The organism is Acaryochloris sp. 'Moss Beach', assembly GCF_021497025.1.
Lineage (GTDB): Bacteria > Cyanobacteriota > Cyanobacteriia > Thermosynechococcales > Thermosynechococcaceae > Acaryochloris > Acaryochloris marina_A.
Genome location: NZ_CP071717.1, coordinates 4,085,029 through 4,111,084 on the forward strand (window position 1 = coordinate 4,085,029; position 26,056 = coordinate 4,111,084).

General features: G+C 46.7%; 22 protein-coding genes and 2 pseudogenes. 11 read left to right on the forward strand and 13 right to left on the reverse strand.

Annotated features, from left to right (window positions below; genetic code table 11):
• Positions 1-11 precede the first annotated feature (11 nt).
• Positions 12-740, reverse strand: coding sequence for a response regulator (locus tag HRE53_RS19290; RefSeq protein WP_235107593.1), 729 nt, complete (start codon positions 738-740; stop codon positions 12-14).
• 349 nt (positions 741-1,089) lie between these two features.
• Positions 1,090-1,584 (reverse strand): GNAT family N-acetyltransferase, encoded by a 495-nt coding sequence (locus tag HRE53_RS19295; RefSeq protein WP_235107594.1) that lies wholly within the window; start codon positions 1,582-1,584, stop codon positions 1,090-1,092.
• A 501-nt stretch (positions 1,585-2,085) separates the two neighbouring features.
• Between HRE53_RS19295 and HRE53_RS19300 the strand changes: the two genes are divergently transcribed.
• A complete protein-coding gene (locus HRE53_RS19300) occupies positions 2,086-2,835 on the forward strand; it encodes a PEP-CTERM sorting domain-containing protein (RefSeq protein ID WP_235107595.1) in 750 nt (249 codons plus the stop codon).
• Positions 2,836-2,966: 131 nt separating this feature from the next.
• Here HRE53_RS19300 and HRE53_RS19305 read toward each other — a convergent pair whose 3' ends face one another.
• Positions 2,967-3,284: a hypothetical protein gene (locus tag HRE53_RS19305; protein ID WP_235107596.1), complete on the reverse strand. Its 318-nt coding sequence runs from the start codon at positions 3,282-3,284 to the stop codon at positions 2,967-2,969.
• Positions 3,285-3,783: 499 nt separating this feature from the next.
• Here HRE53_RS19305 and HRE53_RS19310 point away from each other — a divergent pair, with 499 nt between their 5' ends.
• The 3 genes from HRE53_RS19310 (at position 3,784) to HRE53_RS19320 (ending at position 7,102) form a co-directional block, all read left to right on the forward strand.
• Positions 3,784-4,272: a hypothetical protein gene (locus tag HRE53_RS19310; protein ID WP_235107597.1), complete on the forward strand. Its 489-nt coding sequence runs from the start codon at positions 3,784-3,786 to the stop codon at positions 4,270-4,272.
• Between the two features lie 20 nt (positions 4,273-4,292).
• Positions 4,293-6,272, forward strand: coding sequence for a tetratricopeptide repeat protein (locus HRE53_RS19315; RefSeq protein ID WP_235107598.1), 1,980 nt, complete (start codon positions 4,293-4,295; stop codon positions 6,270-6,272).
• Positions 6,273-6,367: 95 nt separating this feature from the next.
• A complete protein-coding gene (locus HRE53_RS19320; protein WP_235107599.1) occupies positions 6,368-7,102 on the forward strand; it encodes a diacylglycerol/polyprenol kinase family protein in 735 nt (244 codons plus the stop codon).
• Here the strand turns inward: HRE53_RS19320 and thiO are convergent.
• Positions 7,099-8,196, reverse strand: a complete 1,098-nt coding sequence (thiO, locus tag HRE53_RS19325; RefSeq protein WP_235107600.1) for a glycine oxidase ThiO — start codon at positions 8,194-8,196, stop codon at positions 7,099-7,101. The genes HRE53_RS19320 and thiO overlap by 4 nt on opposite strands.
• Positions 8,197-8,296: 100 nt before the next feature.
• On the opposite strand from thiO, the gene HRE53_RS19330 reads away from it, so the two are divergent.
• A complete protein-coding gene (locus HRE53_RS19330) occupies positions 8,297-8,896 on the forward strand; it encodes an L-threonylcarbamoyladenylate synthase (RefSeq protein ID WP_235107601.1) in 600 nt (199 codons plus the stop codon).
• Between the two features lie 195 nt (positions 8,897-9,091).
• Here HRE53_RS19330 and HRE53_RS19335 read toward each other — a convergent pair whose 3' ends face one another.
• A complete protein-coding gene (locus HRE53_RS19335) occupies positions 9,092-10,099 on the reverse strand; it encodes an EcoRV family type II restriction endonuclease (protein ID WP_235107602.1) in 1,008 nt (335 codons plus the stop codon).
• A gap of 38 nt (positions 10,100-10,137) precedes the next feature.
• On the reverse strand, positions 10,138-10,371 hold the full coding sequence (locus tag HRE53_RS19340; RefSeq protein ID WP_235107603.1) for a helix-turn-helix transcriptional regulator: 234 nt from the start codon (positions 10,369-10,371) through the stop codon (positions 10,138-10,140).
• A gap of 121 nt (positions 10,372-10,492) precedes the next feature.
• On the opposite strand from HRE53_RS19340, the gene HRE53_RS34500 reads away from it, so the two are divergent.
• The 3 genes and pseudogenes from HRE53_RS34500 to HRE53_RS19350 all read left to right on the forward strand — a co-directional run bounded on the left by HRE53_RS34500 (position 10,493) and on the right by HRE53_RS19350 (position 13,842).
• Entirely contained in the window at positions 10,493-10,747 is a 255-nt protein-coding gene (locus HRE53_RS34500; RefSeq protein WP_255800795.1) for a DNA cytosine methyltransferase, read from the forward strand.
• A 37-nt stretch (positions 10,748-10,784) separates the two neighbouring features.
• Positions 10,785-11,720: pseudogene (locus HRE53_RS19345) on the forward strand (DNA cytosine methyltransferase); the annotation flags it as partial.
• 259 nt (positions 11,721-11,979) lie between these two features.
• Positions 11,980-13,842, forward strand: coding sequence for a PD-(D/E)XK nuclease family protein (locus HRE53_RS19350; RefSeq protein ID WP_235107604.1), 1,863 nt, complete (start codon positions 11,980-11,982; stop codon positions 13,840-13,842).
• Here the strand turns inward: HRE53_RS19350 and HRE53_RS19355 are convergent.
• Positions 13,820-15,211: pseudogene (locus HRE53_RS19355) on the reverse strand (ISKra4 family transposase). The gene HRE53_RS19350 and the pseudogene HRE53_RS19355 sit on opposite strands and share 23 nt — an antisense overlap.
• 36 nt (positions 15,212-15,247) lie before the next feature.
• On the opposite strand from HRE53_RS19355, the gene HRE53_RS19365 reads away from it, so the two are divergent.
• Positions 15,248-17,536 (forward strand): AAA domain-containing protein, encoded by a 2,289-nt coding sequence (locus HRE53_RS19365; protein ID WP_235107605.1) that lies wholly within the window; start codon positions 15,248-15,250, stop codon positions 17,534-17,536.
• 66 nt (positions 17,537-17,602) lie between these two features.
• Here the strand turns inward: HRE53_RS19365 and HRE53_RS19370 are convergent, their stop codons facing one another.
• The 5 genes from HRE53_RS19370 to HRE53_RS19390 form a co-directional block, all read right to left on the reverse strand.
• Positions 17,603-17,821 (reverse strand): hypothetical protein, encoded by a 219-nt coding sequence (locus tag HRE53_RS19370; protein ID WP_235107606.1) that lies wholly within the window; start codon positions 17,819-17,821, stop codon positions 17,603-17,605.
• A gap of 66 nt (positions 17,822-17,887) precedes the next feature.
• The gene (sigZ, locus tag HRE53_RS19375; protein ID WP_235107607.1) at positions 17,888-18,484 is read right to left on the reverse strand and encodes an RNA polymerase sigma factor SigZ; all 597 of its coding nucleotides are present in this window, start codon (positions 18,482-18,484) and stop codon (positions 17,888-17,890) included.
• Positions 18,471-18,863 (reverse strand): ArsI/CadI family heavy metal resistance metalloenzyme, encoded by a 393-nt coding sequence (locus HRE53_RS19380; protein ID WP_235107608.1) that lies wholly within the window; start codon positions 18,861-18,863, stop codon positions 18,471-18,473. The genes sigZ and HRE53_RS19380 overlap by 14 nt, the downstream gene beginning before the upstream one ends.
• Before the next feature lie 92 nt (positions 18,864-18,955).
• Positions 18,956-19,936, reverse strand: a complete 981-nt coding sequence (locus tag HRE53_RS19385; RefSeq protein WP_235107609.1) for a HEAT repeat domain-containing protein — start codon at positions 19,934-19,936, stop codon at positions 18,956-18,958.
• Positions 19,937-20,176: 240 nt separating this feature from the next.
• A complete protein-coding gene (locus HRE53_RS19390) occupies positions 20,177-21,013 on the reverse strand; it encodes a sulfurtransferase (protein WP_235107610.1) in 837 nt (278 codons plus the stop codon).
• A 93-nt stretch (positions 21,014-21,106) separates the two neighbouring features.
• Between HRE53_RS19390 and HRE53_RS19395 the strand changes: the two genes are divergently transcribed.
• Entirely contained in the window at positions 21,107-21,802 is a 696-nt protein-coding gene (locus tag HRE53_RS19395; RefSeq protein WP_235107611.1) for a LuxR C-terminal-related transcriptional regulator, read from the forward strand.
• A 262-nt stretch (positions 21,803-22,064) separates the two neighbouring features.
• Positions 22,065-22,505, forward strand: a complete 441-nt coding sequence (locus tag HRE53_RS19400) for a pentapeptide repeat-containing protein (RefSeq protein ID WP_235107612.1) — start codon at positions 22,065-22,067, stop codon at positions 22,503-22,505.
• A gap of 129 nt (positions 22,506-22,634) precedes the next feature.
• Here HRE53_RS19400 and HRE53_RS19405 read toward each other — a convergent pair whose 3' ends face one another.
• Positions 22,635-25,799 (reverse strand): DUF4347 domain-containing protein, encoded by a 3,165-nt coding sequence (locus HRE53_RS19405; RefSeq protein ID WP_235107613.1) that lies wholly within the window; start codon positions 25,797-25,799, stop codon positions 22,635-22,637.
• Between the last annotated feature and the right edge of the window lie 257 nt (positions 25,800-26,056).

Below are 26,056 nucleotides of genomic sequence, written 5' to 3' on the forward strand. Positions count from 1 at the left end.
AAATCTACCCGTTAAGAATCTTTCCTAGCTTGACTGTCGCTGACATCACGTAAACAGACAACAGATGCTCCCTGCCCTTCCCACTGAGCATCTGCAACAGTGATTTCAGCTATACCATAGGTATTATCCAACCGGAGAATCTCTATTTGCGCGAGATGTTCCTCAACAATAGGAATGCCCAGATGGTGCCCCAACAGGTTAGAGTCTAGTTTATTGAACATATGGATCACTGCTGGATTAGCAAATTTAATGATTCCCTCTTGATCAATCACTAAAAGACCATCCTGAACATTGGTAATAATCGTCTCAAATTTATTGTTCAGTCTTTGAATTTCTATTTTTTGTTGCCTCAGATTAATATGCGTATTAACCCGTGTTAAGACTTCCCGATCATTAAAGGGTTTCATCACATAATCTACAGCGCCTTTCTCAAAGGCTTTAAGGATATGCTCCTGGTCACGGCTTGCTGTCAGGAATAAGATAGGAATGTCTTGAAAGTCTGAATTTGATTTTATTTGTTCGCACAATTCAAACCCATCCATCTCTGGCATGAATAAATCTAATAGGATGAGATCAGGTTGTTGAGCATTTAGACGCTGCAACGCATTTTGGCCATTGCTTGCACAAGTTACGGAATAGCCGTGATTTTCTAATAGTATGGCGAGGGTTTGAATGGTCTCAATTCGGTCATCAACGATTAAAATCGCAGGCTGAGACAGCTTACGTGAAGATACGTCCATATTTCTAAGACATCATCACAAGATATCGTTGAGTTCAATACTGTTAGTCTACGCTGCTTTCGTGTTTGTAGGGTTCTGCCCTCAATCAATTGTTATATATTCTCTTGTTTATTCTCCGGGGATATTGTGCCTCTATACAACCTTGAAAAATTAAACATTCAGCGATATTTAAACTTGCTCTGTATCTCTTCAAAATATTTGATCTGATACCTAAAAAAGATTCGAATTTTTTCATGCAAATCTTGGCAAAATTGTAGACAGGAGAGGAAGTCACTTCTTTGCCAATAGGTATTTTCTGTCGAGGGGGGAAATGCGATAACACGATGAAGTGTGACTCCAACCTATGAATCTATAGGGAGGTTAGACTTTCGCAGTCAGCAAACATCCACTGCCAATAACAGCGGTTTCTGTCCTGTTTAATAATTTCTGCACCTAATCGGTAATAAAACTGGAGACCTCGATGATTGCGGGCATCCGCTGTCCAGGCAATATGGGTGCAGTTATGGCTGGAGGCAATTTGGGCTAAATGCTGCATTAAAGCTGTGCCTGCACCCTGGCTACGATCTTTTGCTGCAATGTACAGGTCATCTAACCAAATGCTGGGCTGACCCGCAAAAGAAGAATATCGAAATCCGTAAAGGGCAAATCCAACAGGCTGGTCTTGCTGGTCTGCAAACAGCACATAAGCAAACGGGGTAGGACCAAAAATTGTGGATTGAATTTTGGCTTCTGACGTTTGTATGGTGCCCTGATAGGCTCCAACGCTACGGTCAAACTCGGCCTTGTGCTGAATAAACTGATAAATAAGGTGCGTGTCTGCTGGAGTTGCAGTTCGGATGTGCATTTCAACAGGTAGAGAAGACTCATTCAATTTTATGTTATCGAAATGTGCCTAGGTGATTTGTGGCGTACAGTGTTTTTCTTAGGATAATGCAGCCTGATTATATTTCAATGCAATGGATGGTTGATGAGCCTGCTCGATACAGTTTTTTTCTGATGTATTTCTTTGATGAATACTTGTGGAGTAAATGCGTTAAATGGCCGTGAGCACTCCATAAAAAAGAAATCTATTTATCTCTATAAAGAGACTTTTTATGATTGATTAAATCTATTTCTATGTATTTAAAATTAAAATGCTATGGCAATAAAAAACAACTGCAATGATTGTGTGTATTTACAGTGTTAACTTATAAGTATCTCTCAGAGTAATTTAAAAATATCTTTTAGTATTCAAGAGGCATAAATAGAGTTACTAGACTGACAGAATGATATTTATGTCAATTGAACTAAAATCTATATTTTTTGTAGTTAATCTATCGTATTAAAGCCATAGGGGGAGGGTTTAATGAACCTAAAATTAGCACTATATTCGGCGATAGCTCCAACCTGCGGTTTGTTTCTAAGCACTGGCTTAATAGGGTTTCAGTCTTTAGTTGCTGCACAACCTGTTTCTGATGCTGCATTAGACAATTTTTTGGGTCAACCCCCTGGCACTATCGATGGCCTTGGTAATGGTAATGCAACTGAAGGTTCAGCAATTAAGCAAACTTTTTCAGCATCAGCAGGGCAATCTGTCACCTTAGATTGGAATTTTTTAACGAATGAGTTTACTCCCAATACGCCATTCAATGACTTTGCTTTTGTCTCTGTACGGCCTCTAGGAGGGACGTCAACTTTAGCGGATACGAACTCGCGCTTTCCACTACTCGGAAATAATAATCGTTTTAATAGTGAGACGGGGTACAACACCTTCTCTTATCAAATTCCGACCACTGGAACTTACACAATCGGGCTGGGGGTTGTTGACGTGGAAGACAGAATTGTTAGTTCTGGTTTATTGGTAGACAACGTCAATGTGGGGACTAATGGTGGCTTCGAAACGGGTGATTTCTCAGGCTGGGAAACCATCGGCAATACGAGTGTCGTTGATTCCAATTTTGGCATTGACCCCACAGAGGGTAATTCTCAGGCTTATCTCGCAACCGTTCCAGAACCTTCGACTATTTTGGGCTCGATGATGGTGCTGGGAGCGGGAACTCTACTCAAACGCACTGCTAAATGTAAGTCTGGAAAGGTAAAAGAACGTATTGGATAATGAGGGTGTGTGCTCACTATTTTCGTCTTTAGTGTTTCCCTTGACTGAATAAAAAATATCGCAAAAAAAGGGTAGACCCGACTCGATCTACCCCTGTTCCTACTCAGTGAGAAACTTTTGAATTCAGTGAATTAGTTAGCGATAAAAGCTGCACCGTTGGGGCCACGAGTGATGATTTGGCCTGAAGGGGTGGTGGCGCTGCGGACGGCAGATTCAGTATTGGCGATATGGGCCGCACCGTTAGGACCACGGTTGATGACAGATAAGGCGTCATGGGGCTCAGTTTTAGGCTGCTGTTGGGCATCCAAGGGAACTTGCTTGACGATGGAAGGAGCGCCATTGGGGCCACGGGTGACGGTTTGGGTTTCTGCAACGGCGTTTGTGCTAATGCCTAGGGTAATAAGGGCAACTGCTGCGATGGTGTTGCGGGTCATTTGAGTAATGTTCATAATCTTTTGCTCCAACTTCAATGTCTTTAATGTACGAGGGCTAACTGAGGCCCAAGTTAGGGAAATCTGTGGGGAATCATCCACTTTGCTGAGCAAGGCAAAAGAGTTCCCTGAGAAAACTGAGAAGCATCAGTGTTGTGGCTTTCAAAGATCTATACATTTCCTATGGAGACTGAGATTGGAGCGATTTTAAGGAAGCTAGTAGGCTGAAGTTGGGACTGAAGATTGTCGATAGATCTGGGATGTCTTGAAGAGACTGACATATTGTATTGGCTTCCCTAGCTGGTCAAATCTAGGGCCAGGGTTTCCAGGTTTAGGGTTCTCTGCATGTGCTTAAGGGATAGATTTTGGGGATAAGGATCTATTACGTTGGTTCCAGGACTTTAGCTGAGTTATTAGCTGATTTGCGTCCACTATACTGGTGTTCAGGTGGATATCGAGTTTCCAGCAATAGAGGATTTCCGAGGTTTAGTCTGTTGGTTTGTTGAAGGAAGGGTTGATGTCGAGTGAACGCCTGAGTCGTCTTGAGAAAAATTTGGGTCGTCTACGCAAGCAGTTAGCGAACAAAGAAGATACGTTAGTCACGATTGAGCCATCTGAGAAAGAGCGAATTCGGCAGCAGATTGAAGATCTGAAAAGTGAGATCAAGGGTTTTGAAGAAGAATACTGGCTGACTTTGAGGGATGTCGCGACAGATATTGTGGTTTCAGACGCTGAAGCTGAACCGATTGTGGCGGAAATTATTGAGGTAACGCCTACTCTGCAAGTCTCTGCAGATCTCTCAGCGGAGATGTTGGCTTTACTTCAAAAAATTTATGCTCAGGTGAGTCAGCCAGAAGCAACAGCAGCAGCGAAGTTGAAGGGCGTTATTTCTTCTTTTCCGCCGTTTGTGGGGGTGGCTTATGAAGGGGAAATTGATACTGAGAAGTTCTTACAGAAATATTTCCCAACCTTTAGAAGATGGACTAAGGCTTTAGTAAAAAAGTAAGTCCCCCAGATCGATCGGGTGTGGGGGAAAGCCCTTTCTATGTGCCCAATTTAGAATCGTCGAAGTTTGTTGGACGGTCGGCGGAACTGGAAGACCTACACCGCTTATTGGCGCAGTCGGAGCAGGTTGCCATTGTTGCGGCAACTGGGATGGGAGGCATTGGCAAAACTCGTCTGGCTTGGGAATATGCCCAGCACTATCGGGAGAGTTATCCCGGTGGAGTGTGGTGGATGGATACCAAGGTAGAAGACGCTACCGACAATGCTGAGTTACAGAGTGAGTTTGTGCAACAACTGTTGGCCTATGGCAGCAGAATTGGGTTTTCTGAGTTGCCAGATAACTTAGGAAGCACTGAACAACAGGCGCAGTGGTGTTATGACCAATGGTTGGCGAAGCAGCCCCAGGGACAACGGCTGTTGGTGATTGATGATTTGCGGGGGCAGTCGGCCTATCGTCAGGTGAAATTGCTATGGCCTCGGGATTATCGGTTTCGGGTGCTGTTGACGACTCGGTCTCAATTTGGACAGCCTGTTCAGTGTTTGTCATTGGAGGTGCTGAAGCCTTCTGCTTCTTTGCGGTTATTACGGATGCTAGTTGCAGATGATCAACGGGTTAAAAATGAGCTGATAGCTGCTAAAAATTTGTGTGCTTGGGTAGGGCATTTACCCTTGGGGCTGGAGTTGGTGGGACGCCATTTGGGAAAACGGCCCAATTTAACCATCGCCACATTGCTGGAGCGGTTGGAAAAAAAACGATTGGAAGCCAAAGCAGCCCAAGACGTTCCTGCAGAAATGCCCTATGAAGACAATATCGAGGCTGCGTTTGAGTTGAGTTGGCAGCCCTTGGGTGATCAAGCGAAAACACTAGCAGGTTTGTTGAGCGTGTTTGCCTTAGCTCCCATTCCCAAAACTTTAATTGAAATGAGTTTAGAAGAATGGGATGAGGAAGATTTAGAAGATGCCCTGGATTTGGAACTCGTGGGCAATTCTTTGGTGCTAGATCTTGGCGAGGGGCAATATAGCCTGCATACGCTGATTCATCAGTTTCTAGGAACCAAACTGGAGACTGAGCTACAAACGGAAGCAGATACCCTGCGTCGATCAGCAGCCCAGGCCGTGACCCAAATTGCCAAGAGCATTCCTTATCTAGTAACGTTAACCGTGTTTGAGAGAGTTCAACCTATTATTCCCCACCTGACGGTGATGGCCAATCATTGGACTCATTTGCTGCCCGAGACGGATCTAACTTGGCCCCTAGAAGGATTAGCCCGTATTAGCAGAAGCCAGAGTTTGTGGGCAGATACGGAAAAATGGTACCAGCGGGCGCTGAAAATATCGGAAGAGCAATTGGGACCAGAGCATCCTACAACCGGAACGAGCTTGAACAACTTGGCTAATCTCTATCGTTCAACAGGCCGGTACGGCGAGGCTGAACCCTTGTACCAGCGGGCGCTGAAAATATCGGAAGCGCAGTTGGGACCAGAGCATCCGGAAACCGGAACGCGCTTGAACAATTTGGCATTTCTCTATGAATCAACAGGCCGGTACGGCGAGGCTGAACCCTTGTACCAGCGGGCGCTGAAAATATCGGAAGAGCAATTGGGACCAGAGCATCCTACAACCGGAACGAGCTTGAACAACTTGGCTAATCTCTATCGTTCAACAGGCCGGTACGGCGAGGCTGAACCCTTGTACCAGCGGGCGCTGAAAATATCGGAAGAGCAGTTGGGACCAGAGCATCCGGAAACCGGAACGAGCTTGAACAACTTGGCAGGTCTCTATAAATCAACAGGCCGGTACGGCGAGGCTGAACCCTTGTACCAGCGGGCCATTTATATATTTGTGAATACGTTAGGGCAAGAGCATCCTTCTACTCAGACTGTTATCGGTAATTTCTACTCGTTCTGCCAAATCGTTGTTGAATCTGAGCAACTTGATCTGTTATCTGAACACCCTCTCACTCAACATTTTGTACAGGAGATTCAAGCGAGTGAATCGTAGAGAAAGAAGGTCGGGGCTCGTCTACAATGATTTTTTTGAACTGCCCCTAGCTGCCGAGTAAACTACGGATACAGCAGTCCACAGATATCTTAGACATGCTTTGGGAACAACTAACGACCAATCCACTGCTTCAGGATAGTGTCGTTATGGTGATTACCTTGCTGCTAGCCCTCAGCTGGTTGCGGATCATGGATGCCCTAGCAGCCAATGGGGTATTGGAGCAGAAACTCAGCCGTAAGATTATCCATATGGGCACAGGTCCCCTATTTGTATTGTGCTGGCCCTTTTTCAGTCCCCAGCCGACCGCCCGCTATTTTGCTGCCTTAGTCCCCTTAGCCATTACCCTCCAATTTATTGCCATTGGCGTGGGCTGGATTAAAGACCCCGATGCCGTTCAAGCCATGACCCGCAACGGTGACCCCAAAGAAATTCTCAAAGGCCCCCTGTTTTATGGCCTGGTATTTGTTGCTTGCACCATTGGGTTTTGGCGCACCTCCCCCGTAGGGATGTTGGCCTTAATGATGATGTGTGGTGGAGACGGCTTGGCGGATATTGTGGGCCGACGGTTGGGGGTTTACAAGCTGCCCTTTAGTCCCGAGAAAAGCTGGGCTGGCTCTGCCGCCATGTTTGCGGGGAGTTTTCTGTTTGCCTTTAGTTTTTTGAGTTTGTTTAATCGCTTGAACTATTTCCAGCCCCCATTGGCTGGCACGGTGGGCATTGTGGCGGCGATTGCCCTAATTGCGACTCTCGTTGAAGCGCTACCTTTTCGAGATATTGATAACCTCACCTTGACCGGTGTTTCTGTAGTCTTGGGCCTCTGGTGGTTCTAATGGGCTAAGGCCAGACGTTCTGTAGATGGAGAAGAGGATGTAAACCGCTGCCAGCTAAAATTCGTCAGGCAAGGATCTGCTTGTCCCGTCATAATTAGGTCCGTAATTAGGCGAGCAGTCACGGGCGTCAGCAAAATGCCATTCCGGTAATGTCCCGTCGCCAAAATCAGATTGTGGTAAGGACTATGGCCCAATATGGGCGATTCATCTGGGGTTGCGGGTCGAAAGCCCCACCAACAAGCTTCTAGGGGATGGTCGGCTAAGGGGGGATAGAGACGAATCGTCTTCTCTAGGAGTGACTGGATTCCACCGGGCGTATTGTAAGCGGCAAAACCGACATCTTCACTGGTGGCACCGACGACAATGCGGCCATTTTGACGGGGAACAATATAAGTCCCTGGCCCAAACAAAACTTTGTTTAAGGTTTGCTTGGGAGTCTGTACTGCAAATAGCTGGCCTTTGCGGGGGGTAACGGGGATGGGCAATAGCTCCTGAGACCAAGATCCGGTTGCCAAGACATAGGTTTGAGCTTGCCAGGATCCGGCTGTGGTTTGAACCTGCTGGATTTGCTGGTCTTTGGTCTCAAACCCTGTAACGCCAACCCCTTCTTCTAAGGTGACCCCAAGCTGGCGAGCCGATTGTAGTAATACCTGGGCCAGTTGCTGGTTATTGACTTGGGCATCTTGGGGAAACCACCAACCGCCCACGATGTCTGGGCTGAGGTCGGGCTGATGCTGGTGTATCGTGGTGCGATCGCACCATTCCACATCACCCGTATATCGAGGTGGCGAATCCGCAAAGGTAGGAGCTAAAATCCCACAGGGCCAGTATCCCGCATCTAGTCCGGTGAGTTCCGTCAGTTGGCGGGTCCAGTCTGGATAGAGGTCACGACTGCGTATACACAAATCCAGCATGGGACCCGGTTCCAATCCTTCTGCTTGGGGAGCCAGCATTCCCGCCGCCGCATGGAGAGCAGCTTCCTGGAAATTGCGGCTGAGGATCGTGACTTTAGCCCCTTGTTGCGTGAGGGCAATGGCAGTGGCTAAACCCATCGCGCCACCGCCAATCACTAAGACATCAGAACTAGAATTCATTTATTTCTGAGGTGGGGGGTGAGAAGATATTCTAGCCGTCTGACTAGACACCAATAGACAACTAAACTTCCCCCAAATCCTATTCTAATCCGCGTTTGGCATGACTCAACTTCCTATTGCTGCCTTCATTGCTGCCGCTCGTTCCGGTCGGCTGATCAGTTTCCCTACGGATACGGTTCCTGCCTTGGCTGTTCGTCCTGACCAGGCTTCGAAAATCTTTGCAGCCAAGCAAAGACAGCCGGATAAACCCCTGATTTTGATGGGGGCTTCTCCAGAAGCACTTTGGCCTTATGTAGGTGGCAGTGAAGAAGAATTGCAGCAGTGGCAACAGATGGCTGCTGACTATTGGCCGGGAGCGTTGACGTTGGTGTTACCGACTTGCGATCGCGTCCCCCCAGAAATGAATCCCCTCAACCCCGACAGTATTGGGATTCGAGTGCCCAATTCCAAGGTGGCTCAAATGATTTTGCAACAAACTGGACCCTTGGCCACCACTAGCATCAATCGCTCCGGGCAACCTGCTTTAACCACTGTGCAGGATATCAATCAACACTTCCCTGAAGTATTCACGCCTCTGGCTAACCTATGGCCTGAACCTCAATCGTCAGATCCGCTACCTTCTACTGTTATCAAATGGATAGGGCCAGGTTGGGATGTTTTGCGCCAAGGGGCAATCCAGGTTTCTTGCGCCCATCCTTGAATGGATATTTCCTATTTTTTTGTTTGATAGTAAATTTTCAATTTTGCGGCTCATTCTCAAAAAAATGTGTGTATGAGCCAATCTTGCTTTCAGCGTTTGGGTTAAAGTTCTGTGAAAAAAATCTGTAATTCTAAATGATTACATTCAATAATCTTTGCCAGTACTGTCTTCTAACGATTATTCAGCGCCTATAAATTACCATTTACGGCTTAGAATTTGTCCAAGGGCTATTTCGACTTCAAGATCATTAACTATTGGATCACATCCCAGATAGTTAAATACTATTCGAGGATAAAAAAGCATTGAATCATCAATGGTTATAACTTTCTCTAGATTAGCGAATTTTGTGTTGGGATCGGGGGAGAAGCATGGGAAGCCTTCATCCTCGATTACTCTTAGATAGAGGTTTCTGACATCTTCATCAAGGAGTTCAGCAAGTTGCTCAATGTAGCAATGAGATGGTGGTTGTTTTTTCTTCGAATTACCAAATATTTTGCGGTGCAAATCTCTAAGTTGAGCAGGAACATTGCCCCAAAAATTATAGAAAGCTTGCTTGGAGCGAAAGACCCCTTGCTCGTTTCTAAAGCGTTCAAGGTCCATAACAGCTCCCACATAGTCGCGAGTACCACTGCTCATTCGGTGGGAGGCAACACGCCAAGGCTCGACCACACAAAAGTACATTTCTCGAAAAGGTCCATGATCATATGAAAGTTGGTTAAGATCTTCACGCTCAAGAGCGAAAATATCATCATGAACAAGGTACTCTTGTCGAGGATTGACTTGGTAAAAGGCCACTAAATCAAGGTGTATATCATACTCGTCATAAGGGCGCAGTGTACCGTCCTTGATATCCCTGTTAGTGAGATATGTACCGAATGTATATAGGGTAAGGCGACTGTTCATCTTTGTCGCATTTGGTTTATAGGAAGCACACTTGATATCTAAAGCAATTATTGAGCCATCCGGAGTGATTAACTCCGTATCAGGATACGTACGTTCACCTCCTTCGTTAACAACGAAACCTTGAGCTTCAAGTGAATTTTTGATTAAAGAGATGAGTTCTGACTCCACCAATTTGGCTAGAGCTGCTGCTTCTCGAGATGTGGAAAAGATGCGTCCAGAGCTATCAAGAAGCCCAACTAAGCCAAACTGATAGGTCTCAATCAACTGGTGAATTACATGCTTGACTTCAAAGACGTTCACGAAATTACTGCTTTAAGATAATTTTTTAGAGAAATGTGTTACTCAGAGGACTCTTCTACAACAAGTTCCAATAATTCTCCTGGTGTACATTTAAGTGCTCGGCAGAGCTGTTCAATAGTACTAAGCCGAGGATTGTAAGAATTGCGGGAAGCCAAAGATTCAAGTGTGGCTTTAGATAGTCCTGTTTTTTTTGCGAGAATTTCATAGGTCAAACGTTCGCCAGTTTTTTGACGATAGTTGGCCATCACTTCGCGAAGCTTAATGAGAATCAAAAGGATAAAAACAAAAATTGTATTGACAATACAAGGTAATGCTGTTAGATTTAGCTTTTTATCGTACAGTGTCTAGCGTACTGTCAACGAGTAAAAAGTAAATTTCTTGTAGGAGCAAGCTGTGCTCAGGGTAGTAAGTCTTTACACAGGAATTGGCGGCCTAGACTTTGGCTTTGAGTCTGCAGGTTTTGAAACAGCGGTAGCAGTTGAGATAGACTCTCGAACCTGTGAGACGATACGTCTGAATCGACCATGGCCTGTGATTAATCAGGATATTCATAACGTAAGCTCTAAAGAACTCATGGCGGTTGCAGGACTCTATGCTGGTGACACAGATGTACTGATAGGAGGTCCCCCCTTGTCAGCCTTTTTCTAAATCTTCGTACTGGGTCAGTGGTGATTCTCTAAGACTTGATGACCCCAGAGCGGGGACTTTAGGTGAATTTCTGCGAGTGTTACGAGATCTGCAACCTAAGGTATTTCTCCTTGAGAATGTTTATGGTCTTGCATACAAAGGCAAGGATGAGGGCCTGCAATTTTTACTGGCGGGTATAAAAAAAATAAATAGTGAGAAAGGTACGAATTATAAAGTGAGTTGGCAGATGCTTAATGCTGCCCAGTATGGTGTTCCTCAGACCCGAGAAAGGGTGTTTCTAATTGGTAGTAGGGAAGGACTCAAGTTCCAATTCCCGCTCCCAACACATTGCTCTCATGAAAAGGCGCCTTTGCTGATTGATTTGGGGTGTGAGCCTTATCGTAATGTATGGGATGCGATTGGTGATCTTCCTTCTTATCCAGATGAGCCCTCTCTAAAAGTAGGAGGTAAATGGGGTGATTTACTCCCAACAATCCCAGAAGGACAGAATTACTTATGGCATACGAATAGAGGTGGAGGAGTGCCCCTATTCGGATGGCGTACTCGGTATTGGAGCTTTTTACTGAAACTCAGTAAATCGCTTCCATCTTGGACTATCCAAGCACAGCCTGGCTCGTCAGTGGGCCCATTTCACTGGAATAATCGAAAATTATCAGTGCAAGAAATGTGCCGCATCCAAACGTTTCCTGATGGATTGCACTTTGATTGTGGTCGGTCAACAACGCAAAAAATGCTCGGTAATGCAGTTCCTTCACTACTTGCTGAAGTAATTGCTCGTGCCATTCGTAAGCAACTTTTTGAGGATCCGACTAATCTTGGACCACTGCGTCTTTTACCTCCTCTAAGGAGCCCAGTCCCACCACCAGAAACAGTGAAACTACTACCTACTAAGTATCAGCATATGATTGGAGAATATGCTGATCATCCTGGTGTGAAAAAAGGGCCAAGAGCTAAGAAGGCAAAGCTATCTTAAACTTTGATTTGTAAAATATGCTTATATAGCTAATAAATACTTAAAGCCATAGTTTGTAAAGATAGATGGCGAACTATGATTGAGGAATGGACCGTAATTCCAGTGTTTTATGAGTAATTCCTCTGCGCACCCATCAATTCGTGTTAACGATATTGGCGAATATATTCGTTATCACTCATGTGATAGGCGCTTTAAACTCGCATTTGACAACAGGGCCCTAGCAAAAGAACTGCCTTTTGCTGAAAGACTCTTTAACTCTATGGATCCTGTACTCCAAGAAGCTGGCAAGCTGCGAGAAAATGCTTGGGAGAAACAACTTCAGGCTTCAGGGTTAGTGCATATCGAATCATCTGATAGTGAAGGAGACGCACAAGATAGTCTCGCTTGGGATGACTTCATAGCACAACTTACCAAGCTCAATCCTGGCCAAAATGCCTATGGGCGTGAGGTAACAATTAAGTCTACGCTAGAAGGATTTGAAATTGAGGGCCGGATGGATTTTGCCCTCCTATTGTGGGAAGGCGATACTCCTCGTCTTCGAATCGTTGAGTGTAAGGCTAGCAGGAAAGATCGGACATATCATCGTATCCAAGTGGCTGTCTATCAGATGCTTGTGCGGCAACTTTTAGATGCCAATACTCCACTCACTATTGGAGGATGCACTATCTCAAATGATGCTGTTGATGCTGTTGTAGCCCGTATTGATGAAAGTAATAGTGAAAACCAGGAGATTTTAAACCTAACTCCTCTAGACCTCGAAACTGAAAATTCAGATGCACGAAAATTACTTGAATCTAATGGTCCTTTTGCGAGAGTTATCCGTACTTCCCTTGCTGAGTTGAATTACCAGATCGAACAAAAATGCGATGACTGTGTGTTCAGCGTTCACTGTCTCCCAGAGAGTGCTCGATTGCGGAGCTTACAACTCTTAGGGCTAGAACCAAGCACAATACGAGTATTTAGGACAAACGGAGTTACTACGATTGATGATCTTGCTGACCTTGATCTAAGCAGTGAGGGTGCAAGCGCAATCCGCGCTGATGCCACTTTCATAGAGAACCTAGAGTTACTGCAGGAAAAGGCGAGAGCCAGACGGCAAACGCTTCCAGGCAATAATCAGAATCTAGATGAGTACGAAGTCAGTCTTTTAAGGAATGTAGGACAGAGCCAACTGCCAACCCATGAGATAAATGGGCATAGGCTCATCCGAGTGTACTTATCAATTGAATATGACTATGTAGAAAACCGTATTGGCGCATTAGCTGCCCACATCACCAAAAGCGAGAGACAGCTCCACACAGGATTTATCACTAAAGAAGATGGACGAAGGGTTCCTAATCCTGACGTGATTGAGCAGGTTCCTCTGTCGGTAGAGGATGCCGATGCTACCTCCCTAGTTGAAGAACGCACACTTCAAGGTGAAGACGTAATTCGTTTTAAGCGATCGCCTTGGACGGGCAACTACCTTCAAGATTGCAGCGCTGAAAGGGAACTTATACAGGAATTTCTCATGGCCTTGGTCGATCAGATTGCTGAGGTCGCACAGGTTGCTGAAGCTCCAATCCATTTCTATATGTGGACCCGGGGCGAGATGAGTAATCTTGTTGAAGGCTGCTCAAGGGCAGACTCTTACCTCCTCGGTCATTTACGAGAGCTGCTCGGATGTCGTGAAAGTCTTGATCAGCTCATTTACTCGTCCTTAAGCGAGGAGGTAAACCGCCGTTACGCACTGGGATGGACGGGAAGGGGACTTGTGGTGGTGTCAAGCCTTCGGTGGTTTGGCAAACGTTACCATTGGAAACGTCGCATTGCAGGCCATGAAGTAAATTTAGACCATGAATTCACCCAGGATATCTTTGATTTCAAGAGTACTCTTGATATGAATGCCCACGGTAACTGGGCTCAAGACAAAGACGGGAAAAGTCAAAAGCATCGGTTTGAAATTAGAAGTCGGTTTACTGATTCGCTCTCTGCTCCTTATTGGCGAGCTTATTGGCGAAAGCTTCCTGACCTTTCAACGGTTCCAGCAGGTAGCTTAAGAAATGCACTTAATCGATATAACAATGCTCGACAACCCCGGTATCTTGAAGAGGGCGTATTTAGCGGATCGGGGATGCCTTAGTTTTCGGAATGGTCACCTCTGGGAATAAGGAGTCAAACCGTTCATTGACCCAGGCAATTCTCAAGATCAGTAAATGGTTGAAACCATCCTCACTCCAGCGCATGCCAACTCCCTTAAAGCGCTGCTGAATCAACCACTTGCATGCACTTTCAACCATTCCTGACCCGAGAGGAATCTGTTGCTGTTCAAAGTGCCGATAACGGATGTGGTGATGATGGCGTTGGAAATAAGCCTGCACCTGGAGCAACGTTGAAAAAGACTTTCCCGTTAACAGTTGTGAGTGAATCAATATCGTCAAGGACCGTAATACAAGTAGGTGTTGCCCGTGTCGCAATTGGTGTCGCCAGTGCCGGAACCAGGCTTGGGCTTGAGCAGAGCGGGCATCTCCAAACATCGCTTTAGTTGCTCGTGCCAGATGGCCTGCTGAATGAAAAAAGTCGAGGACTGCCACAGCACAATGAGAGAACAAGGTGCGATAGACTCGCCAGAAGCCTCGTCCCCCATCACTGAGCCAGATGACTTTTGGAGCAGATTCAAAGTCTTGTTTGTGAGCTTCGAGTTGAAGTAAAGGGATGAACTGGTCGATATCGCCCAATACTGCCACCAGTCTTCGACGCAGTAATTGGGGGACCTCCTTTTTAGCTCGGGTAACCCGTGTTCCCAGGCGAGCTAAGATGGCGACTTTGACTTCTCGCCACTGGATTTTTCCCTTGGGTGAGTTCGGGGTGGGGCGAAAGGGGACCATCACACCATCGGCGGCAATGGCCAAAGGTAGAGCAGATAACATCTCTGAAATCGCTTCACAAGGGGCCTGAGTCCCTGATGATTGAGCGTTGAGTTGAGCTTCTAATTCCTGCTGAGCTTTGTTACCCACGGATTGCACCCAGTTCCACAAACTGGATGGACTCACGGATAGACCACTCCACTGACCCAGCATCCAACTGGCCAGTTCATAGGGCATGAACAGACTCAACAAGCAGCCCAGACGCACCAGTTCTTCGCTGCTGTGCTGATAGGGGGGAATCCCAATGGCTTGATCCAGGGGAGTCAACAGACTGCCTGGACATCCTTTGGGACAACGGCCCACCCGTCGCTTTCAAGAGATAGTGCCTACCAGTGTCTGCATCTGACGAGATTCCCATCCCTTCGAATGTAAGCGGGTTCCGCAGGTAGTACATACAGGCCATACAAATACTGCTTTCGCGCGCCTTGAGAGTTCATCCTCCAGAAGACAGCGAGCTAGAAACAAGCCCATTTGCAGAACGATATAAACCATCTGACTCAGGCTGGTTGATACTTTGAGTGCTTCAGTTTGTTCTAGAAATTCGTCATGGGCTAGCACGGTTAGCAATTGCGATGGTAGGGGCATGATAGTTTTTTGGTTCGGGTACAGGATCTATTGTCCTTGACCCGTTTTTCTTTGAGCCATGCATCCCCGATCCTTTGCTTACGCCCTCTTGAAGAGTACCTGCGAGCTCGAGTGCATGCACTCCGCTGGATTGAAGAACGAGTCAGATCTAAGAATTCAGAAATTCAGAAGCCGTTTATCGAAATCGCTAGCCTTCCTGATTTCAGTTTGGATGTGAATGATACAGCACAAGCAGCTATTGATTTTCTACGGTTAGACCAGTACATTAATACTGCGAACTGGACTTCTACCCACCTGGTACCACCACTTTACCGGATGAGTAGTGGGAAAACAATTCCAGTAACCGATGTGCAGACAGTTCATCTCCAGGGGCGAACCCATCTGCAAGCACAAATTGATCTCACTCAATTCGACATAAGTTATGAGGCTTTTCGAGCCAATTGCTCTCTTGCAGAAGGCTCATTTATTCGCCTCACGCCGTGTTTTGAGACCCCGGCACAAGGGCAAACCGTTGGGCAATTATTCTTAGGTGGATTCACATGTGTGCTCGACGTATTGAATTGGGATACAAGGGCGATTCGTTTGAGTGTCATTCCACTACGCAATCAAGATAGATATCGGCTTTATGGGAAGACTGCTCCTCGCGAGGAAACACTTATTTTCACCCATGCAACAATTGATGAGAGTCCATCTGATTTTGTAGCGCCAAGGGTCGATGACAGACTTCAGCAAGGGCAAGGAACCCACGTACTTGATTGGTTTCATCCGAATGTTGCACAGATACCATCTCAGACTCCCGTAGAACCTGCAAGACTCGGGCAGTACCGAGAGATTTTAGAAACACTGGAGATTTCAGACGGCAACCTACTTGATAACTCACAGATTACGGCTGCTATCGAGGGATTATCAGCGCGAGTGCAACTTCTTCAGGGACCACCTGGAACGGGTAAAACTGCTACTACTGCCGCAGCTACTTTACTAAGAATTCTTGCTCAAAGACAGATACAGCGAGTAGGTAATCGGAACTTAGGTGACATTGTACTAATCGCCGCTAATACCCATACGGCTGTTGACAATTTGCTGCAGCGATTAGACGGAATTCGAGAACGGTTTAGGAATACAGCAGAAGCAGTAGGCTTTTCCCTACCTGCAATTCGACTATCGAAAGCACACTCTTCAGTTCCTAATCGTCCAGTTGGTGGTTCGGTGGAGGACTTCTCAGCAGACTCTTGTGTAAAAAAAATCAAAGACTTGCGTACTGATGCTGTGTTGATCATTGGTGGTACCACAGCAAGCCTGCTCAAAATGACCAATAAGCTTAATGGCTCTGCTGCCTTTCGTAATCTGCCTCAAGGCTTTCAAGCATCAACGCTCATAGTTGATGAAGCAAGCATGATCGTATTTCCTCACTTTCTCTCGCTTGCCACACTGGTAGAAGAGCATGGAGAAATCATGCTTACTGGTGACCATAGACAGCTTGCGCCGATTGTTGCCCATGACTGGGAACGTGAAGACAGACCTCCTGTAGTGCTGTATCAACCCTATGCAAGTGCTTTTGAGGCGGTACTTAAGACTCAGCAGAATGGCAACCTGATAAATTCGCAAATTACAAGATCAGCTCTAAGTTTTACCTTTCGGCTGCCTGCTCCTATTCGAGAACTGCTGGCTCGCATTTATGAACGTGACGGCATAGCTTTAAAAGGGGAACCTACTTCATATGAAAGAAGGCGATCTCATGAAACAGGATCACCTTGGAGTGTTATTTTTAGCTCACCTGCTGGGTTATATCTTGTACTCCATAATGAGGCACAATCTAAACGCAGTAACGAAACTGAAGCTGCAATCATTCAGGAAATCTTGTCCACCGAGCATGAATTACGTGAAGGGTCAGTTGCAGTTGTGACTCCCCATAGAGCTCAAAGAAGTTTACTTCGGCAAGTACTTGCGGAGCATTATGGAAGCACCATTGATGTCATCGACACTGTTGAACGCTTACAGGGAGATGAACGTCCTACAGTAATAGTCTCTGCTACTGCGAGTGATCCATCAGCCATTGCTAAGAATGTTGAGTTTATCTTAGATCTGAATCGGTCAAACGTGGCTTTCTCACGCACTCAAGCTCGATTGGTAGTCGTTTGTGCAAGAACACTTCTCGACTACATCCCGGCTGATTATGAATATTATGAATCGGCAATGCTTTGGAAAGCTCTTAGAGAATTATGCTCTGAGGAAATTGAATGTTCGACTGTTAAAGGTTACGAAGTGAAGTTACTTTCTATCTCACCTCCAACACTTGACGCAGAGCTTTTTTGTGAGACTGGATAAGACTGGGATGTTCTGAAACAGTGGCAATTCAGACTTAGGTCAAATGTGTTCTGACTGATTCAATTCTCATGCATAATGTTCAAAAATAGCTTCCCCATCCACAACTTTGCCTTGTTGAATTTGTTCTGTACCAACATCTATCTGGTGACGAAGTTCTTCCAGTCGTTGGTCTTGCTCTAACAACATTAAGGCCATATCGAAGAGTTCATCGACGGTATTGAATCGCCCCTTTTCAAGCTGCTTTTGAACAAACTGCTTTTGCGCGGGTTTGAGTTCAATGTACATGAGGTATGACTGTGGAGATGGATGGTGTTTCTATTTTAATGGGTCTTATGAATTGCCATGCAAAGGTCAGTAGGAATCACAAATCTGACAATGTTTGGCAGTAGCTTCCATAGCAATTAGATTACCCCGCGCATCTAGCTGATATTGACAGCAGGCATGGAAAAGAGAGCCTAGCAGTCGCCTTCCTCGCTGTACGCGTGACTTAACGGCAGAGTGAGAAAGCCCTAATTCTTCAGCCAAGACTTTCTGGGATTTTCCTTGTAAATCAACCCAATCGACAGCCTCGCGATATTTATCAGGCAATTGGGCGATAAATGGTCGAATACAGCGAGCTAGTTCCTGCCGAATTTGCTCATAATCTTCCACCTTGTTATCGAGCTGAGGCAGATGAGTGATATCGACCTCAGCTCTGTCTGGGTGAGGTCTTCGATAATAGTCAATCAAAGAATTGCGGGCAATTTGAAACAGCCATACTTGAATCTTGCTGGGCTGCTGTACAGTTCCCAGACGTTGGTAAGACTTAATCCAAATGTCTTGAAGGAGGTCATCCACATCAGCAGGATTGTGGACTCTAGTCTGGAGAAAGTGCCGTAATTGCGGTTGATAGTCTTGCCAAAGCTGTTCGATATCCATTTGAAGCACCACCCGATCAGGCACAGCCACAAGCTAACGATTCTGAGTCTTCTAGAACAGCGTAGATTTCCCAGGTGTCTCCATCTGTATCCGTGACCCAAGCTTTGTCTTGAACCGCATAGCAACAGGTGGTCTGATCTTCTGATCGAACTGATAGGCTAGCTTTGTTGAGGCGATCTCTTTCTTTTGCAACCTGCTCAGATGACTCCACTTCAATGCCCAAGTGGTTTAACTTGCTGGTGGCTGAGGGGTTTTCGAATAACACCAGTTTGAGAGACGGGTTTGCGATCGCAAAGTTGGTATACCCAGGCCGACGCTTGGCAGGTTTAGTGGCAAACAGTTTGCTGTAAAAACGAGTAGCGGCTTCCAGGTCTTTGACATTAAGAGCGAGTTGTAAGCGAGACATCATTTGGCCTCCAGTTCTATATTTTGATGGCTTCACTCCTATAGACGAAACCGCTCAGTCAAAGACGCATCTGTTCCCTCATGTCGGTTGACCCATCACTTGTTTTTTCGTTGTTTGTTCTTTGGTTTCACAACCCCAAACCCCGTGGTTTTCTTCCCTGACTTCTTCTGGCTCTGTGATAAGGCACCTTTGCCAAAGTCGGGTAATTTGCTCTGTTCAGGTTGCGACTCAGTGGGCATATTTGCCAATCGGCGGATATGCTCCATCCATTCGGGTTCCTGATGCTGAAGTTCTTCTGGAGAAAAGTCGGCTTCTGTTGCCAATCCTAACGAAATCTGCACTCTTGCCCAGCTGCCACAAAACATTTCGTCCATTGGGCCTTCTTTGTAAGCCCGTTCAATCACACTGGCGGCTCCAGTCGCTTTTAAGTTGAGTAATTCGCAGACTAAACTTCCATTAGTCTCTGCTGTCTGTTCCTTGTGTCGAGCCAGGGCTGCTGTTAATTCATCAATGCAGTTTTGCCGATAATCAGGATATCGTTGAGCAATTTTGGTGAGTCCTGAAGCGGCTGTAGATATACCCAGCCAAGGGCGTTTCCCTTCAGCTAGATAACCTGAGAGTGTTGGAATACAGGTTGGACCTATTTTTGCCAAGATGGCGGGCAACTCTTCCCTTAAAAAGTCATACTCACTATCAAAGAGAGCCAACAGTGCTTGAATCGCATTCTCTGTTTTGAGTTGACCTAATGCACGACAAGCATGCATGGGGGAGTAACACTCTCCCTCATCATCCCAGTTCAAGTTTTCTTCAGCAGCGAGCCGACTGAGTTCAGGGATATGAGCTTCTGTAAATCCAAAGGCTTGAAGATAGTCAATATCTTCAGGGCTGTTTAAATCTGCAGGATATCCTTGGGTGAGGAGTTGGGCTACAGGATCTTGGTAAGCAGGGATAGGCATAGTTTCAAGAACAGAAGGCGTGTTAATAGTAGCATTGACCCAGTTGGCTTTGTGTGCCCAGGCATTGACCTCGATCAGCACTCCCCGATCGAGCCCCACAACCGTTTGAATGAAGGCCATCGAGATATATGGTTAACCCTGTCGATGAAAATGCGGGGTACTGCTTTGCCAGATGTTTGAAACAATGGGATACACCTTTCCTCCTTGGTTTGGGAAAGATGACTAAAAACAAGACAATCAACAATAGCAGCTCAACTCGATTCCCCATTATTGGGATATCTGTCACTCTTCTAACTGTTTGGCTAAAGACCCAACAAAGCAGAGTTGAGCAAAGCCAGCCATTCAAAACTTCGAGTCCTCTCACCCTTGATCAATAGGAACATCGGGCAACCGACTCCATTCCTGCCAAGAGCCATCATAGCTACGCACTTGGGGGTAGCCCAACAAATATTTCAAAACAAACCAAACGTAGGCAGAGCGTCCACCAATGGCACAGTAGGGAAATATTTCCTTATTCGTTGTAATCCCTTGCTGTTGAAAGAGAGCGTGTAATTCATCTGCCGACTTGAACGTTCCATCCTCATTCAGCGTCTCGGCATGGTCTAGATGCACAGCTCCAGGGATATGTCCCCCAACTTCATCCCCTTGGGTTGGTTCCATCAGATACAGTTCACCCGCATATTCAGCCTGTGTTCTTACATCTAGCAAGACTTGATTAGGTCTCTCCAGCGCAGCGAGTACTTCCGCAGACAAGACTCGTAAATTAGCATCAGGTCCTTGCACCGGATACTGAGTTGCGGGGAAAGTCGATAGCTCCGAAACTACAGGCCCCCTTTGGGCGATCCATTGCTGATATCCCCCATTGAGCACCACTATATTTTGATGGCCAAAGAGCTGAAATAGCCAAAACATAAATGCCCCCGTACCGGGGTAGCTGCCGTAAGCGACAACGGTTGTAGTTGCGTCAATCCCAGACTTTCCCAGCAAGGTACTGAAGGCACCAGGATCTAAATTAAGGGACAAGTCTGGCATCATCAGTTCTATGCCAATCTGCCAAAAAACTGCACCGGGAATATGGGCATTGCTGTAAGTCTCAGGACTCATCTCCACCTCAAGAATGCGAAGATTAGAGTCGTTGAGATGCTCCTTCAGCCATTGCGGATCAACTAAGACTTCGGGATTGGCATACTCAGACATGGGCGATACTCTCGTAAAAAGGACTACCGCTAAGATTAGGGAAGTAGGTCACCTAGACCCAGTCCTCGATCGGGTACTCTTTGAGGCATTGAGATGATCACGATTCAAGAGTTGTTCACCGCCATTCATCAAGCCCCAACTGAACAAGCGTTGCGACAGCAGGTTATTCCCTCGTTGGGGCAGTACTTTTTCAGTACACGGCAAGGGCTATTTTTCTTCGATCAGCTTGCCGTGCTAGAGCCTCAGTTGCAACAAGTGATGGACCGTGCCCTCTCCATAGAACACAACCCTGTTGTCCGATATATTACTGAGCGCCATGCGCCCGTTCATGAATCTCTGGTCACATCCCCCAAGATCTGGCGGATGATTTGCCCTCGTCTAGATCATTGGCATGTGATGGCAGGGCCATTAGTAAGCCAAGGGCGGCTTGTAGGAGCAGTGGGCTTGACCCGTGAACAAGCCAAACCCGCTTTTGATACCCAAGACTTAGCGGATTTGAGTGCCATTTGCTTACACCTGTCGACTTGGGTCGCTGCAGTCAAACCTCAGGAAAATGCCAAAAAACGAGAATGCTTAACCCCCCGTGAATTAGAGATTGCTGAATTGGTGGCATCGGGTTTAACCAATGCAGCCATTGGCAAAGAACTGTGGATTACAGAAAATTCCGTCAAGCAGGCCCTCAAGCGGATGTTTCGCAAGCTGGAGGTGTCATCACGGGCAGAGTTAGTTGCCCAGATCTTTACAACTACCAGACAAGATGCTGGACAGCACTACAACCTCAGCCTGTGACCCAGAAGCAGCGAGCGGGGCTTTAGGCCTATTTTTAAATTAGTAGCGAATAATCGGCTGATATTGGCCTTGAGGCGCAAATGTTGCGGAGTGTTATGACTGTGTTAAAAGTATCAACATTTCTACCCCTCTCCTCTCAACCTTATGGGACGATCAAGGGGTAAAGATACGAAAAGTGATCGTATCGCCATCTAGCAGGTCTCTTCCCAGCTTTTGATGAGTGCAGTTGCCAAGGAAGGGCAATGCTAAAGGAGGATAAGCTATGAAACGCAAACTCTTAGTGGTTTTTGCATTCCTCACCCCTTTGCTCTGGGCTCGTCCTGTCCAAGCGGCAGATCCCGCTCAGGTCCAGCAGCTTTTAACAACTAATTCCTGCGAAGGGTGTGATCTTTCCGGTGCAGATCTGCGGCAAGCCCATCTGATTGGAGCAGATCTGCGGAATGCCGATTTGACGGGGGCGCAACTACAAGAGGCCAATTTAGAAGGCGCAGATTTAACCGGGGCGAGTCTGAAGCAAGCCGATTTGACGGATGCTTTTTTGACGAATGCTAGCCTAAACCTCACCCATTTGCAGTCCGTGAACTTGACCCGAGCCCGACTCTACAATGTCGAAGCGCGGGGAGCAGTGATCGCCAATATCAATCTCACGGATGTCAAGATGTGGGGTACCCCGATCAGTGTGGGCGGAGCATCGTTGCCCTAGGCAGACAGTGATCAACCGATAACCGCTACTTTGGAGCATGGCTCAGAGCGTGTAGTTAGTCCCTCGGAAAACCTGCGTTATCAAACGTCTGATGCAGTGAAAATGGCTGGTCAGTAAAGTAGAACGCAACTACTTTACGGTGGCTCGAAAACGGATGGAACCGTAGGATGCTGAAGGGGTGCCAGAGCTTGTTGCTTGGGGTAAATTCCCTAAGTTGACAACGATGGCACCATTGTCTTCAGATTGGGCAGGGGCATTGCTACAAGCGGATGGTAGGGCTGAGCCGGGCGGGTAATATTGAGCGGTGTCTCCATCTGCATCATTCGTAAAGGAGAGGAGATTGCCATTGTATTCAACTGAAATACCCCGATTGGCTCCAACCCCTCCGCTAGGGGCAGGGGGGACGGCGTTAAAGGCATTTGGCACAAAATCCTGAAAGCTGGGGACTTTATCGCATAGTTGGACATCGATCGCCGTGGTATTACCGGTGGATAGGAAATATATCGTGTACTCAATTTCATCGCCGGGCCGTGTTTCTCCTCCATTGGTTGCACCTAGTAAAAAGGTGTTAGGGGTCGGCCAAAATTCGGTATCCACGGGGGTGGGTGCAGGATTGTTGAGGGTATTGTCGTCGTAGGGATAGAGAGGCTCATCAATGTAGGCATTTAGCGCAGTACCGTCATTGGTTACCAGATTGTTGATGCGAGTGATGCGCTTGACTAGCAACACATTGGGATTGGTCGTGACCGGCAAACAGAATGACCAATTATTGAGGGTTGTATGTTGAGCTGAGGTATGGTTCGTTGTCTCAGGACCTGGACGATATCGAATAACTAGGGTATCGACGGATTGGTTCCCAAATCCATAGCTCACACTGGCACCCGGCCCTCCGCCTATGGGGAAATTATTGATGGTAATTCCTGAGGCAATATTGCCGACAACCCTGACATTGCTTGGATCATTGGCCACTAAAGTCGGTAAATGGGCCGCGCCTGTGGTGCCGCCTAAGTAGCCCGTCAACACCACTTCATCTTGCCAAGTACCTCCAGAGTTGTTTTGATCCACATCATCGACAACCCCTTGAAACCCGGTAATGGGTAACAGATTTCCTGTGCCCGGATCGCGCAGGGTGATATGGATTTCAATATATTGGTCTGGCGTGGCAGTGGTCATATTGGGCCGATAGTACAAGGCCGGGTTACCGTTGTTGTCTGTGAAGCTGGCCGAGTCTACTCGGGGCGAAGTGTCCGTAAAGCTATGGTTATTCGGGTTTTTAAATTCGATGGTATATTGCACACCGTTGACGGTGAATTGCTGTGGGCCTAAGGAGCCATTGGGCCAGTTGGGGGTATTTGGCGGTTCCAACGTGCTCCAATCGAAGGTGCCCGTACCGTTGGCACAGCTCCTTGGGGGGAGTGTAGTGGGTAATGCGATCGCAAGTGTGTAATCTTCCACCTCACCATTCCTAGCAAATCCCCCCGGTGTGTTGGCATTGACGTTGCCATCTGTAGTGAGGCGAAAACGAGCATAGGTAGTCGTACCGCCTGTCAACCCACTCACCCCTGCCCCAGACCAGATTAATGCCCCATCTGGGGAACTGTTGCCACTTTGTACCGTTTGACTGGCATATTCATCAGCCTCAAAAGTGCCATTTCCATCAAAGTCCACCCAGGCATGTAGGGTCGCTGGACCCCCAGTATCATTGGCGGCGGAGATATTTGCTGCCTGAATCGTGTAGGAGGTATCGCTGGCGTTGAGGGCCGCTAAGATCACACCATCCTCATCATCAGGAGAGCCATTGTTATCGTCTCCTAAAGCATTGGCCGTAGGAATGGGACCATTATCGCCATCTCTTGCAGCACCCAGCTGAAGCGTAGTAGCTGTAGTACCCGCATGGGAGGGAACACCGTAATCGGACGGGGCATCGCTGAAATCGATAACTTGAATATCAGAAATATCAAAAGTCCAAGAGTTTTGGCGGGGGCAGCTTGCACCAGAACAGTTGGCCGATCCCACATCATTCCCAGCAATTATAGTGAAGGTGCTGACCGTGTCTCCCAGGTAACTATAAATCTCGTAGCGATCGTCTGTGCCAATCCCGTTTTGCACATTCGAAGAATTCTGAATTCGATGACGAATCCCACCTCCGGTCGGCGGTACGAGTTCCAACAAAGTTGGATTATCGATAAATACGGTGTCAGCCCCGATCACTTCTACAAACTCTCTAACCGCGTTTGCAGCTCCATTCCCATCCACATCCTGAGCACTGAAAAAAACGTTGGTCGCAGCTAAAGGAGTATTCGTTCCAGCTTGAACTAACTGAAAATCAAACTGAATGGAAGAGATTGCATTTGCTCCACCATCGTGGCGAATGACTGGCTGAAATCGATCAGGAAACGTATTGTTAGCATCGATGTCGGTGAGAGTTGCATTATTGATATTGCTAACCGTGACTAACGCATCAATCCCTTGTCCACCTACGGTAGCGACATTCTGGAAGCGGTAAACGTTCGTTGTGGCGGGCTCTAATGTTGGTGTTGAGTCATTGAAATTTAGAACGGTAACTTGTAAGAGCTGAGCGTAATTCGACTGCGCTAGTTGCTGAGAAACCATCTGGGGTTCTAGTTCACCCAGCTGATACTCTAAGGTCCAATCTCCACCCTGGGTTGCATCACCCGTTGGATTATTGGAGGCAGCCACATCAGCGTCGGTTAGGGCGCTAAGGTGAGAAACAAATGCTTTCCCTTCCGTTGTCGAGGCAACATTGCATCCATAGAGAAAGATATCTGCCGTTGGCGATAGTGCCGTTTGCCACTGCTGAATTTGTTCCGCCTTTTGGTGGAGAGTGGTTGAATTGACCCGTGAGCTTCCCAGATGTAACTGAGCAGCAGATCCATGAGAGATCAAGTGCACTGCTTTAAGATTGCGATAATTGCTGAGAATATCGCTAATTTGATCTAGTCCATCTGCGTTTGAATTAATAAAGTGCACAGCAGCCTGGCTAGGCAAATTTTTGAGCAACGCATCTGGGTTGGTTACACCTGCATCAACAATAATCACATCCGTCATTGGAGTGGAAAGGAGACGGATAGAGGTTTGCCCCAAATGAGTTGAAGATTGTGAGTAGGCAGAGACCAGATCATGCTTAGCTTGTGGATAAATCTCCATGGCAGCCTGTGAGGGGCCGCTGTAGCCAACACTTCCCACAGCTCCGAATAAAATCAGACCTGCTAATGTCTGCTGGCATTTAGAAGAGGCGAAGAAGTTTGGCGTGAAAAATCTAGGAAACATCATGAGTCACTGGATGTTGAACAAAATGGAAAAGGGTGTATCCCAAAAAGATAAAACCCCTGAAATAATGGATAGGTATACGTTTTTTTACTTGCGAATAAGAAAAATATGCTGATAAAGCTTGAAATCAGATAAATTTCCCAAAAAAGTCATCTATGGATGTCTTAAGGTAGAAAGGCTTGCCATCTATTCAGGCAGCAAGAGCTTTTTGCCTAGCAATATCGCAGGTTCTTCCTCCCTCCAATCAGGTAGATAGGAGG

Excerpts from the sequence above, each read along its gene's own strand:
- thiO (WP_235107600.1), bottom strand. The coding sequence starts at position 8,196 with ATGAATTCTAGTTCTGATGTCTTAGTGATTGGCGGTGGCGCGATGGGT.
- HRE53_RS19405 (WP_235107613.1), bottom strand. The coding sequence starts at position 25,799 with ATGATGTTTCCTAGATTTTTCACGCCAAACTTCTTCGCCTCTTCTAAA.
- HRE53_RS19290 (WP_235107593.1), bottom strand. The coding sequence starts at position 740 with ATGGACGTATCTTCACGTAAGCTGTCTCAGCCTGCGATTTTAATCGTT.
- HRE53_RS19310 (WP_235107597.1), top strand. The coding sequence starts at position 3,784 with ATGTCGAGTGAACGCCTGAGTCGTCTTGAGAAAAATTTGGGTCGTCTA.
- HRE53_RS19370 (WP_235107606.1), bottom strand. The coding sequence starts at position 17,821 with ATGTACATTGAACTCAAACCCGCGCAAAAGCAGTTTGTTCAAAAGCAG.
- HRE53_RS19385 (WP_235107609.1), bottom strand. The coding sequence starts at position 19,936 with ATGGCCTTCATTCAAACGGTTGTGGGGCTCGATCGGGGAGTGCTGATC.
- HRE53_RS19390 (WP_235107610.1), bottom strand. The coding sequence starts at position 21,013 with ATGTCTGAGTATGCCAATCCCGAAGTCTTAGTTGATCCGCAATGGCTG.
- HRE53_RS19295 (WP_235107594.1), bottom strand. The coding sequence starts at position 1,584 with ATGCACATCCGAACTGCAACTCCAGCAGACACGCACCTTATTTATCAG.
- HRE53_RS19300 (WP_235107595.1), top strand. The coding sequence starts at position 2,086 with ATGAACCTAAAATTAGCACTATATTCGGCGATAGCTCCAACCTGCGGT.
- HRE53_RS19305 (WP_235107596.1), bottom strand. The coding sequence starts at position 3,284 with ATGAACATTACTCAAATGACCCGCAACACCATCGCAGCAGTTGCCCTT.
- HRE53_RS19395 (WP_235107611.1), top strand. The coding sequence starts at position 21,107 with ATGATCACGATTCAAGAGTTGTTCACCGCCATTCATCAAGCCCCAACT.
- HRE53_RS19400 (WP_235107612.1), top strand. The coding sequence starts at position 22,065 with ATGAAACGCAAACTCTTAGTGGTTTTTGCATTCCTCACCCCTTTGCTC.
- HRE53_RS19320 (WP_235107599.1), top strand. The coding sequence starts at position 6,368 with ATGCTTTGGGAACAACTAACGACCAATCCACTGCTTCAGGATAGTGTC.
- HRE53_RS19380 (WP_235107608.1), bottom strand. The coding sequence starts at position 18,863 with ATGATGTCTCGCTTACAACTCGCTCTTAATGTCAAAGACCTGGAAGCC.
- HRE53_RS19350 (WP_235107604.1), top strand. The coding sequence starts at position 11,980 with ATGGATCCTGTACTCCAAGAAGCTGGCAAGCTGCGAGAAAATGCTTGG.
- HRE53_RS19330 (WP_235107601.1), top strand. The coding sequence starts at position 8,297 with ATGACTCAACTTCCTATTGCTGCCTTCATTGCTGCCGCTCGTTCCGGT.